This is a genomic window from uncultured Aquimarina sp. (assembly GCF_947492115.1).
GTDB lineage: Bacteria > Bacteroidota > Bacteroidia > Flavobacteriales > Flavobacteriaceae > Aquimarina.
Window position 1 is genome coordinate 445436 of record NZ_CANLMM010000004.1, and the last position, 16200, is coordinate 461635.

Genomic DNA, 16200 nt, shown 5'->3' on the forward strand with positions numbered 1-16200 from the left:
TTTATTAAGAATTATCTAATTTGTGTTTTACAAAATGAGACTTGTGTAAAAATAAGTGTTAATACGTATAAATTGTAGTTTTGTTATAATCGTAATATTCAGTGTTTTTTTTGTAAAATCGATAATTTATGATTTCAGAAATACAATATTTTTTCTTAGGTGATTTTTGTTTTTTTATGCTTTAACAACCTTTAAATGTTATGAAAACAAAGTTTTGTGTTGAAAATTGCTGAATCAATGAACCACTTTTTTTTAAATATCATTTTTTATCAGTCATCTTTTATGGATTCCATAATTAACAAGTGTATTCCTATATATAGATGTCAATTCTGATTTTAATTTAAGTAATAATACTTAATTTTGTGTTTCTATATAATTTTAACGAAAACTCTTTATGGCTTTTAAATCGTATAAAACTACTTGTTCGTATTGTGGTGTTGGTTGTGGAATAATAGCAAAGAAAGATGCGAAGGGTGTAATTAATGTAGAAGGAGATCCGGATCATCCGGTAAATAGAGGTATGTTATGCTCTAAAGGGATGAATCTACATCATGTAGTTCAGGATAAAAGCGACAGAATCTTATATCCTCAGATGCGATGGAGCAAAGGGCATGAACTTCAGCGAGTATCATGGGATAAAGCTTTAGACAGAGCGGTGGCGGTTTTTAACACCATTATAGATAAATACGGGCCCGATAGTGTAGGCTTTTATGTTTCTGGACAATGTCTTACTGAAGAGTATTATTTGGTAAATAAACTGACCAAAGGGTTTATAGGAACCAATAATATTGATACGAATTCGAGGTTATGCATGAGCTCTGCAGTAGTTGGATATAAACAAGCACTTGGAGAAGATAGTGTACCTATTGCCTATGAAGATATAGAACTGGCAGATTGTTTTATGATAGCTGGAGCCAATCCCGCTTGGTGTCATCCAATTTTATTTAGAAGAATTGAAGCTCATAAAGAGAAGAATCCTAATACTAAAATTATAGTAGTAGATCCAAGAAAAACACAGTCTTGTGATATCGCTGATTTACACTTGCAAATTATCCCTGGTACCGATGTTGTCTTATATAATGCTATAGCTAAAAGATTAATCGATCGTAGAAAGATAGACAAAAGTTTTATAGCGAATCACACCGATAATTTTGATCAATTAAAAGAATCTTTGCAGTCGACCTCTTTAACGGAGGCTGCAAAAATATGCGGAGTAACGGTTGCCGATATTAAAAAAGCTGCTTCTTATATTAGTAATGCCAAGGGATTTATTACGCTATGGGCTATGGGATTAAATCAAAGCTCAATTGGTGTTAATAAGAATAACGCATTATTAAATCTGTCATTACTTACGGGGCATATCGGCAAACCAGGATCAGGGCCATTTTCACTAACTGGTCAACCTAATGCAATGGGTGGTAGAGAAGTAGGAGGTATGGCTAATTTACTTGCAGCACATAAGGATTTAGCTAATCAAGAACATAGAACAGAAGTTGCTAATTTTTGGGGAGGAAAAGAAATTTCTGGAAAACCTGGATTAACAGCTACAGAAATGTTTGATGCTTTAGAAAGCGGCAAATTGAAAGCAGTATGGGTAATCTGTACAAACCCATTGGTAAGTCTTCCTAATGTGAACAAAGTAGAAAAAGCACTAAAAAATGCAAAATTCGTCGTAGTCCAAGATATATCATATCGCTCCGAAACCTTAGAATATGCTGATCTCATTCTACCAGCGGCAGGTTGGGCAGAGAAAGAAGGTACCATGACTAATAGTGAACGTCGTATTACATATTTAAACAAAGTTGTAGATCCTCCTGGTGAAGCATTGCCTGATGCCGAAATTCTTTGGAAGTTTGCTCAACGAATGGGATATAGAGGGTTTGATTATACTTCTGCAGAAGAAGTGTATAAAGAACACTGTCAGTTGACTAAGGGTACTAATATTGATATTACTGGGTTGAGCTATGAAAGATTAAAAAATGAAGGTAGTTTTCAATGGCCCGTACCAGAAAGTAATCACTCAGGAACTGCACGTCTTTTTGAAAATAAAAAGTTTTATACCGATACAGGAAATGCAAAATTTGTAGTGCCCAGATTTACAAAACCGACTTCAGAATTGTTAACCGAAAGACATCCTTTAATATTAACAACAGGAAGAGTTCGTGATCAATGGCATACGAGGACTAAAACAGGAAAAGTAAATAGACTCTTAACGCATATTCCTCATCCTTTTTTAGAGATCAATCAGGTAGATGCTTTTCTTCGGAATATAAAGGATGGTGATATAGCAGTGGTTGAGAGCAAACGTGGTAAGGTTCAGGTAAAAGTAAAAGTAAGTGATACGATTGGAAAAGGAGTTGTATTTCTTCCTATGCATTGGGGGAAAGTATTAGGGAATGATTTTGGTAGAGCAAATAATTTGACTACCAGTATTATAGATCCCATCTCAAAGGAGCCGGATTTTAAATTTTCCGCAGTACAGGTGTCTAAATTTGTAAAGGAAAAGCAGAAAATTTGCATTATCGGAGCTGGTACTGCAGCATATCGTTTTATTCAAACATATAGAGAGCATAATAAAGAAGACGATATCATAGTTTTTTCCAAGGAACCGTATCCTTTCTATAATCGTGTGTTACTTCCAGAATATGTAAGTGAAGAGTTGACATGGGAGCAATTACAAAAAATGAGAGAAGGGAGCATGGAATCTCTCAATGTAACCTTGTCTACAAGTAATCCAATTACCGAAATTAATAGAGAAGAGAAATACTTAATTGATAGTAAAGGTGATAAACACAATTATGATATCGTTTTGATGGCTACAGGAAGTAGAGCATTTGTACCTAAAGAAGTCCCAATTCACTTGCCAGGAAGGTTTACTATGAGGGATAGAGGAGATGCAGACAAATTAAAAAAATATCTTGATGATAGTGGATTGCCAGAAAATGAGCAACACGTTACTATTGTAGGAGGAGGCTTATTAGGACTTGAATTAGCTGCAGCCCTAAGAAAAAAGGATGTCAAAATTACAATTATACAGAGAGGTAGTAGATTAATGGAACGGCAGTTAGATATAATAGCCAGTCGTTTGCTAGCTGAAGATGTAAGAGAAAAAGGTATTCAAATTCATTTTGATAACGAAGTGGATACAGTCTTCAATCAGGATTCTGGAGCCTTATTGGTAAATCTGAAATCTGGTAAATCATTTAGTTGTAATGCAGTAGTATACTCTATAGGTACTATTCCGAATATAGATTTAGCCAAAGCTGTTGGTATAGATTGCAGACGCGGAATATTAGTAAATCAATATTTGCAATCAAATGATCCTAATATTTTTGCGGTTGGTGAGATTGCGGAATTCGAAGGGAATTTGTTCGGAATTACCGCGGCTGCGGAGCAGCAAGCAGATATTGTAGCTAAATACCTGTTAGGAGATTTTAGCGCAATTTACAGAGGATCCGTGTTTATGAATATTTTGAAGTTCGAAGATTTAGACTTGTGTAGTATTGGTAATATAGATATGCCAAAAGATGATCCATCGTATGAAGAAGTGATATTTATGGATGTTGGTAAAAGGTTTTATAAAAAATGTATTGTTAAAAATGACTGGTTAGTAGGAGCTATTTTGATGGGAGATAAAAGTGAGTTTGCTGATTTTAAAAGGCTCATCGAAGAAAAAATCGAACTCTCCGAAAAAAGAGAAGAGTTACTTCGATCTTCGCAACCAGATGAACCTGTACTAGGTAAATTGATCTGTTCTTGTAGTCAGGTTGGAGAAGGTAATTTAGAAGAGGCAATAAAAGGAGGATGTGAGGACTTCTCTGAACTATGTACGAAAACAGGAGCAGGATTAGGATGTGGTAGTTGTAAACCAGAAGTAAAAGAAGTATTGAATAATGTAATGCAGTTAGCTTAGTATGGAAGATTTTATGCATAGAGTAAATATAAAAGGTGGAATTTTATCACCAAGTGAATTGCAACGAATTATCCTGTATGCAGAGGATTTAGGATTAGATACCTTTCATTTTGGATCTAGACAGGATATTATTTTCCCTTCCAAAGATCAAAATGGAAGATTAGTCGAGGAAAAAGAATCTTTTAAACCAGATTTTTTTGCACCAGAAGTAGAGCAAAATATAAGTTGCTCATACGTGTCTATTGATATATTTAATTCTACCGTTTGGCTTCGAGGTACTACCTATCTCTATATTTTAGAGCAATTTAGATACAAACCAACACTAAAAATTAATATCTCGGATCCTCAGCAACAGATGGTTTCGTTGTTTTCTGGAGATCTTAACTTTATTGCTTCTATACATGAAGATTATTGGTATTTGTTTTTGAAATTACCAGGATGGGAAGAGGTTTATTATCCAGTATTGATCTATACTTGGGATATAGCGAAAGTAGCTGAAGAAATTGAAAAGATTTATAAAAAGGTCAATAATGTAGATGAGTTATTCCAGTTTTTAAATGAAAGTATTGATACTAATAATAGAACCATAGAAAAGCCTTTAGGTGTCGGTTTTAAGCCATTTCCTTATTATGAAGGGATGAATAAAATGGGGATCAATCAGTATTGGTTGGGATTGTATTGGAGAAACAATAAATATGATCTCAAGTTTTTGAAAGCGTTATGCGAATTTTGTATAGAATATCGCATCGGGAAAATATGTTTAACTCCGTGGAAGTCATTTATTATCAAAGGAATTCCAAAAGAATGTAAGTTGGCATTAGAAAAGCTTTTAGGACAATTTGGTATAAATGTAAGGCATTCTGCTCTAGAGTTAAATTGGCATTTACCAGTAGGAAGTCAGAAAGCATTAGATCTAAAGAAATTTTTGGTCATGAATTTTGATCAAAACGATATTAGTACCTACGGGATGACTTTTGCTATAAGTATACGTAGAAAACAAAAAAGATATTTTACTTCAGTTGTTATTGAAGAAAATAAAACTCCAGATGCTGTAAAAGATTTTGTGATTAGACCTACGTACAATGTTTTATATGCTAAGAACTTTGATCCTAATACCAGAAAGTATATTGTGTACGCACAAGATATAGATCAAATGGATCTACCAGGGATTTTATTAGAGCTAACCAAAACCTATTTTCAAAACTTAGGAGAAGGAGATAATGAAAGTTATACAGGAAGTCCTGCTAAAAAAGAAAAAACAGAAATAGAGGTTTATCAATGTAAGCATTGTCAGACTATTTATGACCCATCTATCGGAGATATGGTATCAGGAATTTCGTCAGGTACGAATTTCTCAGAACTTCCTGAAACATATCAATGTCCGTTATGTGATGCTCCAAAAGAAGATTTTGAGAAAATGACCTTAGAGGTGGTTTAATAGTCGATCTCTTTTTCTTATTTATTATGGAAATCTCTATTGGGAACGTCTATATCTTCCTGAACATATAGATCTGTAATAGATCTTACCTGACCCGAAAATTGAGCATGTCTGTATTTAAGCTCTAAGCTGTCTTTAGAAAGATATGTTATTTGAAAGAATTTATAATTTTTGTCTGTATTCAGGAGTTCTGGAAGTTGATCACTGGTTACCTTAATAAAGTAATGTCCTTTTTTATTTTGAATGATCTCCCAATCTGCCTTTAACGAAGGTCCACAGTCTTTTTGAGTGTCGTTGTTATCTTTAACGGTCATATTAGGGAAATAAGTATTCCTGTAGGTTAGAAAACAACCAGCCATATTCATTCGAGTTCCATCATTATATCGTTTAGCAATTTTCCATGTTTTACCAGAGGTTCCGGAAACTAATTCTATGGCATTTTTTGGTATTTGATAAGGTGTTTTAGGTTCGTCAGCGCAAGAATTCAAGCTCACTCCAAAAGAAAGTAATAGTACTATTAAGAAAAATTTATTCATGTTCTGTTGTTAAAGATTTTATAGTGATTTCATAGGTATGCTTTCATCAAATACTATTCCTGTTTTTTATAAATATCTATGCACCATTTATAAATATATCTAATTTTTATAACTAAGTTCGCAAATACCTTTTTTGTTACCCATGAAAGCAGCTACTGTAAGAGAACTTAAAATAGAATTAGAGAATTCTTCTCCACAAGAACTAGTAGCACTATGTTTACGTTTGTCCAAATTTAAAAAGGAAAACAAAGAACTATTGACTTATTTACTTTATGAAGCTTCAGATGAAAGAAATTACATTTTAGAAGTACAAAAAGAAATATCCAATGAATTCGATCTTATTAATACTAAGAATTATTATTACATTAAAAAAAGTGTACGTAAGATATTAAGGAACAGTAAGAAATATATAAGATATTCCGGTAAGAAAGATACAGAAGTTGAGATAATGATTCATTTCTGTACCGAGCTAAAACAAATTCAACCTTCTATTTTTAACAATAAAGTTCTTTCAGGTATTTTTAGTAGACAAATAGCAAGTATACGAAAGGTTATAACTACACTACATGAGGATTTACAATACGATTATAATCAATTATTAGATTCTTTACTTGATGAAGAATAGTGGTTCTCTAGCCTTTTATCAATCTCAAAATATAATCTAGCTGAGCATCTTTCCCTTTTATTAAGTCATCTACAGAAATTGATATCGCTCTATCAGGTATTACTCCAGAACCATTAGGAACATTTTTATCTTTAACGTAATGTTTTATTTTTTCCATAGACATTATCATCATTATTTTGGAATTAGGTAGTTCATAATAAACTGGGAATTGACCAATATGGGAATAATAACCACCTCCTGTTTCTTCTCCAACCAAAAGTATATCGGGATCATTTTTAGCTAAAAGAGCTAACGCAGAACCAGCCGAAAAGGTAGTACCGCTTGCAAGAACATAGGTTTTACCTTTAAATCTATTTTTATCTGGTACCATTATAGTTTCTAGATCATCAAAATCTAATTTCCAACCATCTGAAGTAGGGTGATGATAAAACTTGTCTTTTAAGAATTCTTTTTCACCAAATGTTCTGGTAGCATAAGATTTTTCAGGTATTTCTAAAGAGGAAACAAACGTACTAGTTCTTTGTTTGAATAGTTTATTGGTAACTAAAGAAAATAGATGCACTGAATTAGGTCGGAAACCTCCATCATTCTGGCGTATGTCAATAATTAAATGCTTTATTTTTTTCTTATTGATCTCTTTAAAGAGTTTTATTAAACGAGATTTGAAAGCACTAATGTCTACTCCAAAAGAATTGACAACGAGAACAGCAGTTTTTAAATCTTTTTTGTAATAAACAAAAGGTTCTTTATTATTAATATGTTTAGAGAAAAAAGCTACTTTATCCTTAGCATCATGATAGTTAGAGAAATAAGAGCTTCTGTTAATATTTCTATGTTTCACATTTACAAAAGACTCTGCAGGAAGCGTGATAACTTTTTCAATCCCGTTTGGTTCTATATATTTGATGGTATACTCTTTCTGTAATCCATATTCATAGATATAGAATAAGCCAAATTTTAATTCAATATCCCTATATTTTCTAGTTAGATTATGACCGTCACTAGGAGCATATTTTTTTAAATCGTCTAAAATTTTAACAGTAGAGATATCATTAATATGGGTTATTTTGGAACCTATAGGAATTCCAAAATCATCTGTGTCTACGTAAAAATCTGACTGAATAATTTTTATAATCACAGGAAAATAATACTGAGTGCTTTTTACCGTATTTGGTGCAAATAGCATTAAATGACCATCTTTTACCTGATCTGTTATATACTGCATCTTCTTAAATAATTCGATATCTGTAATCTCTTCAGAGAATGAATCTTGTGTGTTATCTACTAAAGAATCAAATGTTACTTCATCGATATAATCATACAAACTTGGATGACCTTTTTTAAGAATATTTTGGAATATTTTAAAGTCCTCTTTTGCTTTGGTTAATGTTATTTTTTTTTGAGCAAAAAGCGAGGTAGATATTAGAATAAAAGATACCATGTACCCAATATGATTCATATGATAAATTTTGTGTATACTACGTTTAAAGACACTTCTTTAAAAAAGATGTGACATTTTGTTTTCCTATCGTGTAAAAATAATAAATCTGTTTTGTGAATATTTATAGTACAGCATAAAAAAAACAGGTACTTTATTAGCACCTGTTTTTATTATAACTTTAAAGCGAAATTTAATTTAGCTTTCGTAGCTGCTTTTTGATTTTTTTGATAGCAGATTCAATTGACTTTTCTGGTTCAATCACGTTGTACTCTCCCCAAAATTCTGGATCCGAAAATCCGGAGGCTTCATCACTAATAACAACAGAAGATTTTAAACGATCCTTAAATTTAAGGTTTTCATTATCTGGGTTCTTTTTCCAATCTGTAACAGCCATTTCTATATTTAACTTATAGGTAGAGTTAAATAATCTCTTTTTCCAGTTTACCTTAAATACTAAATCAATTTTTCCATAACCGTAGTACCATTTACCGTTTTTCTCTCTATAATTCATATTATAAGTAGCAACTGTTGGGTATACTTTGGCTCTCGATGGTTTTTTTCTAACAAAAAGTTTACTGGCCTCTTCTCTGTCTTCAAGATTCAAGCTAAATTCAGCTTTGGTTAATGCCAAGGTTTCAGAATCAATATATAGCTTTCCATAATAGTAAAGATCTTTTATGTAAGGCTTTTGTTTAAAGTCTAATACATAAATATAGCGATCATTGATATTGGTAGAATTTCCAAAAGTGAAATCATATATATTTAATATATCCTCTGTAAAAAGAAGATCAGGGTTTTTCATTACATCAATAAATAAAGTACTGGATGGTCCTCCTTGAAGCTTAAGGGTAAGTGTATCTAGCTTTTTGTAATCTGCACTTTTTCTTGCTTTGTATAGTTTAATTACATCATTTTTATCCGAGGAATAGGGTTTTTTATAGACATCTACTACGGCTTCAGAAAGGGATACATATTTTCTACGTTTTTTGATGGTTTCTCTATAAAATGCGGTCATAATGGTGTTATCATTTTGATAATTTGTACCACGTTTTTTCATAACTGCTTTTATAAGAGCTTCAGGATCCCTAGGATCAATGTTTACTGCTGTTAATTCTGTTATGGTAGCAGTTAACTTAATTTTAGCGTTATTTCCTTTTAATGAAGAAAGAGAAACTATTTTGTCTTTATAACCTAAAAACGAAACAGTAATATTTGTACTCGAGCTGTTCTTTGGAACTTTTAATAAAAATTCACCTTCAGCATTCGTAATTGTAGATATGTTAGTTCCATTTAATGAAATGGTAGCTGATACCAAAACATCATTAGATTGTTGGTCTACTACAATTCCTTTATATTCATCATAAGTATTACCCGCTTGAATCCCTGTATCTTGAAAAAAACTAAACGCTTGAAGCTGATGGGTATGTCCTACTATTAAAAATAAACTAAGCAAATAGAAAAGATGCTTTTTGCTTAAAAAAGTATTTTTTTTATTCATAACAAATTTATTCAGTTAATAATTTCATTCTTTAGTATTGGAGGTAGAATGCGAATTATACAATATACTAAAATTACCAATGAGATTTTGACTATAATAGTTAAAAATGAGCCAATTATATATTTTTAAGATCTTTATGAGCTTTTCGAAAACATCGATATTTTCGGGTTAGACGGAAACAGTTGGTTTTCATTTCAAAAAAAGAATTAAAAAAATAAAATAAGAATTCTAGTGATATCCACTATGATCTCCGAACCAATTTTTGAGTTTTATATTTAATATTTCTGTAGTAAACGGTTTTGTGATATAATCATCCAAACCTTTTGCTATAAAGCGTTCGGCGTCTCCTGGCAAGGCATTAGAAGTAATAGCGATCACTGGTGGTACTTTTTTATATCCTTGTCTTATTAATTTACAGGTTTCTACCCCATCCAATTCGGGTAGATTAATATCCATTAATATAAGATCATAGGTGTCTTCTTCAAACATCTCCAAGGCTTTTCGTCCCGTTTTAGCAACATCAGCAGTACAACCGAGATATTTCAATATTTGTTTGGATACAAGTATATTAGTGTCAGAATCCTCTACTAATAAAATATGAAGATTAAATTTTTGATCTTTACTCTTATCAAAAGCCTTTTCTACATCTGGAATAATAGCTTCTGATACTTTTGTTTTAAAGGTGAACCAAAAATTACTTCCTTTTCCTAATTCACTACTTACTCCAAGTTTTCCATTAAGTAAGTCAACAAGTTTTTTACTGATAGTAAGCCCTAAACCAGTTCCTTCTCCAACAAGTAGTTCATTATTATGTACTTGACTAAATCTTTTAAAAAGGGATACCTGATCACGTTTACTAATTCCAATTCCAGAATCTATAACTTCTATCTTTATGGTAAGATCATCATTCTTTTTGTTTACCAAAGAAGATTTTACTCTAATCGTTCCTTCATTGGTGAATTTTACTGCATTACCTATTAAGTTAGAGATAACTTGTGTAAGTCTTTTATCATCTGCATAAATTTGCTCAGGTAGTTCATCCGAATATTCTGACACTATATTGATTCCTTTAGCCTTACTATTGGCTAAAAACAAATCAACATTTTGATTAACTAATTTTTTAAAGTTAATGGCTTTCGGTGAAAGGGTAAACTTTCCTGCTTCCATTTTGGATAGGTCAAGAATCTGATTTAATATATCCAGAAGATTTAGAGAAGACTGGTGTATGGTAGTCACATATTCCTTTTGTAAATCATTTAATGAAGTATTTTTAAAAAGCAAATCAATCATTCCAATAACTCCGACCATAGGAGTTCTGATTTCATGACTCATGTTTGCTAAAAAATCTTGTTTGAATTTAGAGGCTTGTAGAATCTGTTTATTTTTTTCTTTTAATTTATCTAAATTACGACCACCGAACATGGCAAATAGTCCAAGAAAAAATGGAGCCGTATCTATAATATAGTGAATAGGGTAATTTTTCTGTACAAAAATAATAGCTTCCCAAGAAAATTCTTGCCCCAATTTTACAATATCAATAGAAGTTGCAAGTATCGGAAATACGCATCCAAACAATACTCCGTAAAGAGCATATTTAGCTGCTTCAGATTTTAACCACGATTTTTGATTCATAGATGGTTTATTAACGACAATCTTATGTTAGTTAATCATCCGATAAGGATAGTTTGGGGCCTTAATGGGATATGTGGTTAAATATAGTGGTTTTTTTGTAAATGGATGAAAATATTGATTGATAGGGACTTAACCGCCAATACTAATCATACTTCTATTTTGGGTGTGTAATGCAGGGTTTTCTAGTTTTTCTGAGGTGTCCATTCCACCTCGAGACTTAAATTTATGTTGTAAAGCATTTTGAATTATTGGAGCTAGAGGCTTTTTATCTCTTAGGGGCTGTAATAAGGAGAATTCATTTCCAGAAAACAAGCAATTTTTCAATTTCCCATCTGCCGTGAGGCGAATACGATTACAAGTATCACAAAAAGGATTAGTTACAGAACTAATGATAGCAAATTGACCTTGGTAATTATTGATCTTATAATTTTTGGAAGTATCATTTGGAAGATCTTCTAATCTAGAGAGTTGTAATGGAAAGGTGTAATGTACTCTATCTAAAATTTCCTGAAGAGACACTAATTTCTCCATGTTCCATTGATTCCCATCAAACGGCATAAACTCTATAAAGCGTACAGTAATATTTTGATCTTTTGTAAGATTAATGAAATCTATAATCTCATCGTCATTGAAATTCTTAATAAGAACAACGTTTAGTTTTATTGCAAAGCCTTCGTTATGAAACAACTGTATGGTATTCCAGACTTTGTCAAATTCATTTCGTCTTGTTATTTTCTCAAATTTATTCTTTTGCAAAGAATCGATACTAATAGTTATAGTTTTAATATTATTTTCTTTCAAAAGAGGAATAAAACGATCTGCTAATACGCCATTTGTGGTAATTCCAATTTCTACAGGTAAACTTGCTAGGCGTTCTAATATGAGCGGAAAATCCTTTCTAACCATGGGTTCACCACCAGTTAATCTTATTTTCGTAACACCAAAATCAACAAACCCTTTTGCAATTTCATAAATCTCATCTGAGGTCATTAAATGTTTTTGGGGTGTTAGCGGAATTCCATTGGCAGGCATACAATAAGTGCATCTTAGATTACACTTTTCTGTTAGTGAAATTCTGAGGTATGTATGCTTACGCCCAAAATTATCTGTTAATATGTTCTTATTATTTGTATTCAAATCTTCTTTGTTAATTTCCATAGTGTTTAGCGCCTTTCAATACACGGAAAGTATGCAAAAGGGCAGGAAATATAGCTTCCATTGATTCTTTTGCTCCATTAGTAGAGCCTGGTAATGCTAGCACAATCGCTTCTCCAATAACTCCAGCAACACTTCTAGAAAGCATAGCGTAAGGCATACGATTTTGACCGTAGTTTCTAATCGCTTCTTCGATTCCTGGAATTCTTCTTTCTATTAACGGGCTGATAGCTTCAGGTGTAACATCTCTTGGAGATAACCCCGTGCCACCAGTAAAGATGATAAGGTCATTACCAGCATTGTGCAATTCTTTTACTTGTTTTTGTATTTCATCTTTTTCATCTGGGATGATAATATATTTTTCTACAGTCACTCCACATTCTTCTAGTTTCTGAATAATAGCTTTACCAGCTTTGTCTTCTTTTTCACCAGCAGAAATAGAATCCGAACATACTACAACTCCTGCAGTATAAGGTTCTCCATTATCCTTATAACTAGATTTTCCTCCTTTTTTACTAAGAAGCTTAATTTCTTTGATTTCTACGTTTTTATCTACCGGTTTAAGCATATCATACATAGTAAGAGCCACCACAGACGCACCATGCATTGCCTCAACTTCGACACCAGTTTTGTAGATAGTTTTAACTGTCATTTCAATAACAATCTCAAGGTTATTTACTTTGTAATCTACACCAGTATATTCAATAGGTAGTGGATGACAGTCAGGTATAATATCACTTGTTTTTTTTACAGCAAATAAACCAGCAGTTTTAGCCATTTCAAAAACATCTCCCTTAGGAATAGATTTGGATATAATGGCTTCTATTGTTTTTGTACTACCAACGTTTACAATAGCTTGGGCTGTTGCAATTCTTAGGGTGTTATTTTTATGTGTAATATCTACCATTTTTAACTATTAACTTTCCAGGTATGAGTTTCATCTTCAAAAATTTCTTTTCCAAATATTGGTACTTCTTTTTTTATAGTATCTACTAAGTATTCTAATGCTTGAAATGTTACTTTTCTATGTGGCGCCGAAACAAAAACGAAAAGACATATTTCTCCTGCTTTTACTTTTCCCAGACTATGGTAAATATGCATACAAGTAAGATCAAATTTATCAAAGGTAGCTTCTCTAATTTCGTGGAACTTGTTTTCTGCCATTTCTTGATAAGCAGTATAATCAATTGCTTGTACCACTTTACCTTCTATCTCATCAGCACGTACCTGACCCAGAAAAATATCGTGTGCACCAATAGTAGTTTTTGTTTGATGTTTTTCTATAGAATTAGCAATAAAACTGGGACTAATTGGTCCTTCTACAAATACAGTTTTTCTCTTTTTCATTAGTATTTTTGTTCTTTTTTTAATGGAATGTACCGTTGGTTTTAATCAATATTCTTATAATTTTATCAAATTAGCCACCAGCAAAAGGGGGTAGTAGTGCGATTTCGGAACTGGAATTAAGTAGTGTAGAATGATCTGAAATTTCTTTATTAATAGCTATATTGAAGGATAGATCCTTCAACTTATCGTATTTGTTATTTAGCTTATGAATTAGTTGTTCCACAGTACTTCCCGATTGCAAAGAAATCTCTTCTTCATTACAATTCGTAGCTTCAGCTATCATTCCAAAATATAAAATTTTTAATTCCATTGTATAGCTTCTTGATATTGTTGTTGCGTATTTATATTTTCTAAAAATGGTCTTATATCATTCCTTATTTGTATGTTTTTAACCTTTAGTGCTGCCATGGTTCTAAAGAGACTTAAACGGTTTTGCCGGATACTTTCTAAAAAAATAGGTAATACAGTGGATTTATATAAGGACACCAAGGGTGTCTTTTCATAAGTAATGACATCATAATCCGAATCACTTTTTAAAACCAGCTCTTGTAAAACAGACGGAGTGATAAAAGGAATATCACAACTCAAAATGAGATTTTGAGAAGTTAAAGTATTCTTTAAACCTGTATAGATGCCTCCTACAGGTCCTAAATTAGGAAAGTCATCCGAAATACAAGGATATCCAAATACTTCATAATCCTCGTTTTTCGTAATGATGAATATCTTATTGGTAATAGTTTCTAAGGCTCTGATGATGTAAGAAATGAAAGGTTTTCCTAAGTGAAGTTTCAAGCCTTTTTCTTCTCCCATGCGCCTGCTTTTACCACCAGCTAATATAATTCCAGTGATATCTGTATCCTTGGACAAATTCATAGCTGTAATGATTTTAGTTGCTCATCTAGAAAATCCCAACAATTCTTATTAATGTTTTCAAAAGCAAGGATCATTTTTAATCCATACTCCGTAATTTCCGTTCCACCACCGCCACTACCGCCAGTATTGGTTTTGATAACTGGAGTTGAAGCATTTTTATTAATAGAATCTACTAAGTTCCAGGCCTTTTTATAAGACATACCTAAAGATTTAGCAGCTTTAGAAACAGAACCTTCAGAAGCGATAGCTTTCAAGATTTTTATTCTTCCTTCTCCAAGGAAAACTCCTTCTTTACCTTCTATCCAGATTCTACTTTTTATTTGATACATCTCCACCGTTGTTTCCTGCAAGATATAACGAAAAAAATGAAGAAAAGATACTTTCAGAAATTTTTATGATTTTCTCAAAATAGATAGGATTTCAGTCAAACTATTGAATAATAACAGCTTTTTATCTCAAAAACGATAAGAATTCTATTTAGGTAAAATAATTGTTTCCACTGAATCACCTTTAGAAATTGTATTCATATTTTCAGGAATATAGACCAACGCGTTGGCTATTGCATATGTTAATAGCATAGCGGAACTCTGCCCTTCAAGAATTTCGACAGCTTTACCAGAGACTTTTGCTTTCAGAAATTGTGCTCTGTCTCCTTTTTTACTAAAATCCTTTGTAATGGCTTTGGTTGTTCTTTTTAATCCTTCAGATGCTATCCCCATTATTTTTCTAATTGTAGGGAGCACATATATGTAGAAGCAGGTTAGGGAAGAAGCAGGATTACCAGGTAGTGCATATACTAAAGTATCTGAATTACGACCAAAAAATAGAGGCTTACCAGGTTTTTGTTTAATCTTGTAAAATAATTCTTCTATTTCTAACTCGGCTAATACATCTTTTACAAAGTCATAATCCCCTACAGAAATTCCTCCACTTATTAGAACTATTTCATGATTTGTGATCGCCTCTTTTACGGTGTTTTTCGTACTATCATAATCATCCTGTACAGTGTAGTTCTGAATTTTTTTGACATTCAACCGTTTCAGTGCTACTTCTAATTGCACAGAATTACTTTCATAGATTTGACCTTCTTGTAAGGGAAGTCCAGGAGTGACTAATTCATTACCGGTTGTTATTATAGCGATACTTGGTGGATTAAAAACTTGTACTTCGGTGATTCCTAATCCTGCTAGATAGCCGATACCAGCAGGAGTTAATTGTGTTCCCTTTTTTAAAGCAACTTCTCCTTCTTTGATTTGTTCTCCGATAGGTCTTATATTGCTATTTCTTGGCACCTGATCTTCGATCGATATATGATTCTCGGATCTGTGTACTTTTTCCTGCATTATTACGGTTTCAGCATCATTAGGTACTCTGGCTCCAGTAAAAATCCGTACTCCTTGTCCAGGAGATAAAGAGTAATCAATACTACTGCCAGCGGGTACTTCACCTACTACTTCATATGAGTTGTTATCATGCAATGATAAGGCATATCCATCCATTGCTGATTGTCGAAAAGGAGGCATGTTTATAGGAGAAACAACATCATCACTAAGAACAAGACCATCAGCATCTTTTAATAAAACAGTAGTTTTTTTGGGAGTATAACTTACATTAGAGACTATAGATAGTGCTTCAGTTACAGAAATCATATGCAAATATTTTCTGTAAAAGTATTGCTTTGTGTGTAGTAAACCTAAATTTTAAATAATAGAGATAAAATAAAAAAAGCACGGCCCAAAGGA

General features: G+C 32.4%; 14 protein-coding genes. 3 read left to right on the plus strand and 11 right to left on the minus strand.

What is annotated here, in order from left to right:
- Positions 1 to 394 precede the first annotated feature (394 nt).
- Both Q1A73_RS15120 and Q1A73_RS15125 read left to right on the plus strand, forming a co-directional pair.
- The gene (locus tag Q1A73_RS15120) at positions 395 to 3913 is read left to right on the plus strand and encodes a nitrate reductase (protein ID WP_299607080.1); all 3519 of its coding nucleotides are present in this window, start codon (positions 395 to 397) and stop codon (positions 3911 to 3913) included.
- Between the two features lies 1 nt (position 3914).
- Positions 3915 to 5351 (plus strand): rubredoxin, encoded by a 1437-nt coding sequence (locus Q1A73_RS15125; RefSeq protein ID WP_299607081.1) that lies wholly within the window; start codon positions 3915 to 3917, stop codon positions 5349 to 5351.
- A 17-nt stretch (positions 5352 to 5368) separates the two neighbouring features.
- Here Q1A73_RS15125 and Q1A73_RS15130 read toward each other — a convergent pair whose 3' ends face one another.
- Positions 5369 to 5887, minus strand: a complete 519-nt coding sequence (locus Q1A73_RS15130) for a lipocalin family protein (RefSeq protein WP_299607082.1) — start codon at positions 5885 to 5887, stop codon at positions 5369 to 5371.
- Positions 5888 to 6029: 142 nt separating this feature from the next.
- On the opposite strand from Q1A73_RS15130, the gene Q1A73_RS15135 reads away from it, so the two are divergent.
- Positions 6030 to 6512 (plus strand): hypothetical protein, encoded by a 483-nt coding sequence (locus Q1A73_RS15135; RefSeq protein WP_299607084.1) that lies wholly within the window; start codon positions 6030 to 6032, stop codon positions 6510 to 6512.
- A 7-nt stretch (positions 6513 to 6519) separates the two neighbouring features.
- On the opposite strand, the gene Q1A73_RS15140 is transcribed toward Q1A73_RS15135, so the two are convergent.
- The 10 genes from Q1A73_RS15140 to glp all read right to left on the minus strand — a co-directional run bounded on the left by Q1A73_RS15140 (position 6520) and on the right by glp (position 16107).
- Positions 6520 to 7971 carry a S41 family peptidase gene (locus tag Q1A73_RS15140; RefSeq protein WP_299607086.1) on the minus strand — a complete coding sequence of 484 codons (1452 nt, stop codon included), beginning with the start codon at positions 7969 to 7971 and terminating at the stop codon, positions 6520 to 6522.
- A 172-nt stretch (positions 7972 to 8143) separates the two neighbouring features.
- Positions 8144 to 9451, minus strand: coding sequence for a carboxypeptidase-like regulatory domain-containing protein (locus Q1A73_RS15145; RefSeq protein WP_299607088.1), 1308 nt, complete (start codon positions 9449 to 9451; stop codon positions 8144 to 8146).
- A 228-nt stretch (positions 9452 to 9679) separates the two neighbouring features.
- Positions 9680 to 11083, minus strand: a complete 1404-nt coding sequence (locus Q1A73_RS15150; protein WP_299607090.1) for an ATP-binding protein — start codon at positions 11081 to 11083, stop codon at positions 9680 to 9682.
- A 129-nt stretch (positions 11084 to 11212) separates the two neighbouring features.
- Positions 11213 to 12241, minus strand: coding sequence for a GTP 3',8-cyclase MoaA (gene moaA / locus Q1A73_RS15155; protein ID WP_299607091.1), 1029 nt, complete (start codon positions 12239 to 12241; stop codon positions 11213 to 11215).
- Complete coding sequence (gene moaCB / locus Q1A73_RS15160) at positions 12231 to 13145, minus strand: bifunctional molybdenum cofactor biosynthesis protein MoaC/MoaB (RefSeq protein WP_299607093.1); 915 nt, start codon at positions 13143 to 13145, stop codon at positions 12231 to 12233. Before moaCB ends, moaA begins: the two co-directional genes overlap by 11 nt.
- A gap of 2 nt (positions 13146 to 13147) precedes the next feature.
- Positions 13148 to 13585, minus strand: coding sequence for a molybdenum cofactor biosynthesis protein MoaE (locus tag Q1A73_RS15165; RefSeq protein WP_299607095.1), 438 nt, complete (start codon positions 13583 to 13585; stop codon positions 13148 to 13150).
- A gap of 70 nt (positions 13586 to 13655) precedes the next feature.
- Entirely contained in the window at positions 13656 to 13895 is a 240-nt protein-coding gene (locus tag Q1A73_RS15170) for a MoaD/ThiS family protein (protein ID WP_299607096.1), read from the minus strand.
- Positions 13886 to 14458, minus strand: coding sequence for a molybdenum cofactor guanylyltransferase (locus Q1A73_RS15175; RefSeq protein ID WP_299607102.1), 573 nt, complete (start codon positions 14456 to 14458; stop codon positions 13886 to 13888). Before Q1A73_RS15175 ends, Q1A73_RS15170 begins: the two co-directional genes overlap by 10 nt.
- Positions 14455 to 14787 carry a LysR family transcriptional regulator gene (locus Q1A73_RS15180; protein ID WP_299607104.1) on the minus strand — a complete coding sequence of 111 codons (333 nt, stop codon included), beginning with the start codon at positions 14785 to 14787 and terminating at the stop codon, positions 14455 to 14457. The genes Q1A73_RS15175 and Q1A73_RS15180 overlap by 4 nt, the downstream gene beginning before the upstream one ends.
- A 144-nt stretch (positions 14788 to 14931) precedes the next feature.
- On the minus strand, positions 14932 to 16107 hold the full coding sequence (gene glp, locus Q1A73_RS15185; RefSeq protein ID WP_299607106.1) for a gephyrin-like molybdotransferase Glp: 1176 nt from the start codon (positions 16105 to 16107) through the stop codon (positions 14932 to 14934).
- Positions 16108 to 16200 lie beyond the last annotated feature (93 nt).

Excerpts from the sequence above, each read along its gene's own strand:
- Q1A73_RS15120 (WP_299607080.1), top strand. The coding sequence starts at position 395 with ATGGCTTTTAAATCGTATAAAACTACTTGTTCGTATTGTGGTGTTGGT.
- Q1A73_RS15125 (WP_299607081.1), top strand. The coding sequence starts at position 3,915 with ATGGAAGATTTTATGCATAGAGTAAATATAAAAGGTGGAATTTTATCA.
- Q1A73_RS15130 (WP_299607082.1), bottom strand. The coding sequence starts at position 5,887 with ATGAATAAATTTTTCTTAATAGTACTATTACTTTCTTTTGGAGTGAGC.
- Q1A73_RS15135 (WP_299607084.1), top strand. The coding sequence starts at position 6,030 with ATGAAAGCAGCTACTGTAAGAGAACTTAAAATAGAATTAGAGAATTCT.
- Q1A73_RS15140 (WP_299607086.1), bottom strand. The coding sequence starts at position 7,971 with ATGAATCATATTGGGTACATGGTATCTTTTATTCTAATATCTACCTCG.
- Q1A73_RS15145 (WP_299607088.1), bottom strand. The coding sequence starts at position 9,451 with ATGAATAAAAAAAATACTTTTTTAAGCAAAAAGCATCTTTTCTATTTG.
- Q1A73_RS15150 (WP_299607090.1), bottom strand. The coding sequence starts at position 11,083 with ATGAATCAAAAATCGTGGTTAAAATCTGAAGCAGCTAAATATGCTCTT.
- moaA (WP_299607091.1), bottom strand. The coding sequence starts at position 12,241 with ATGGAAATTAACAAAGAAGATTTGAATACAAATAATAAGAACATATTA.
- moaCB (WP_299607093.1), bottom strand. The coding sequence starts at position 13,145 with ATGGTAGATATTACACATAAAAATAACACCCTAAGAATTGCAACAGCC.
- Q1A73_RS15165 (WP_299607095.1), bottom strand. The coding sequence starts at position 13,585 with ATGAAAAAGAGAAAAACTGTATTTGTAGAAGGACCAATTAGTCCCAGT.
- Q1A73_RS15170 (WP_299607096.1), bottom strand. The coding sequence starts at position 13,895 with ATGGAATTAAAAATTTTATATTTTGGAATGATAGCTGAAGCTACGAAT.
- Q1A73_RS15175 (WP_299607102.1), bottom strand. The coding sequence starts at position 14,458 with ATGAATTTGTCCAAGGATACAGATATCACTGGAATTATATTAGCTGGT.
- Q1A73_RS15180 (WP_299607104.1), bottom strand. The coding sequence starts at position 14,787 with ATGTATCAAATAAAAAGTAGAATCTGGATAGAAGGTAAAGAAGGAGTT.
- glp (WP_299607106.1), bottom strand. The coding sequence starts at position 16,107 with ATGATTTCTGTAACTGAAGCACTATCTATAGTCTCTAATGTAAGTTAT.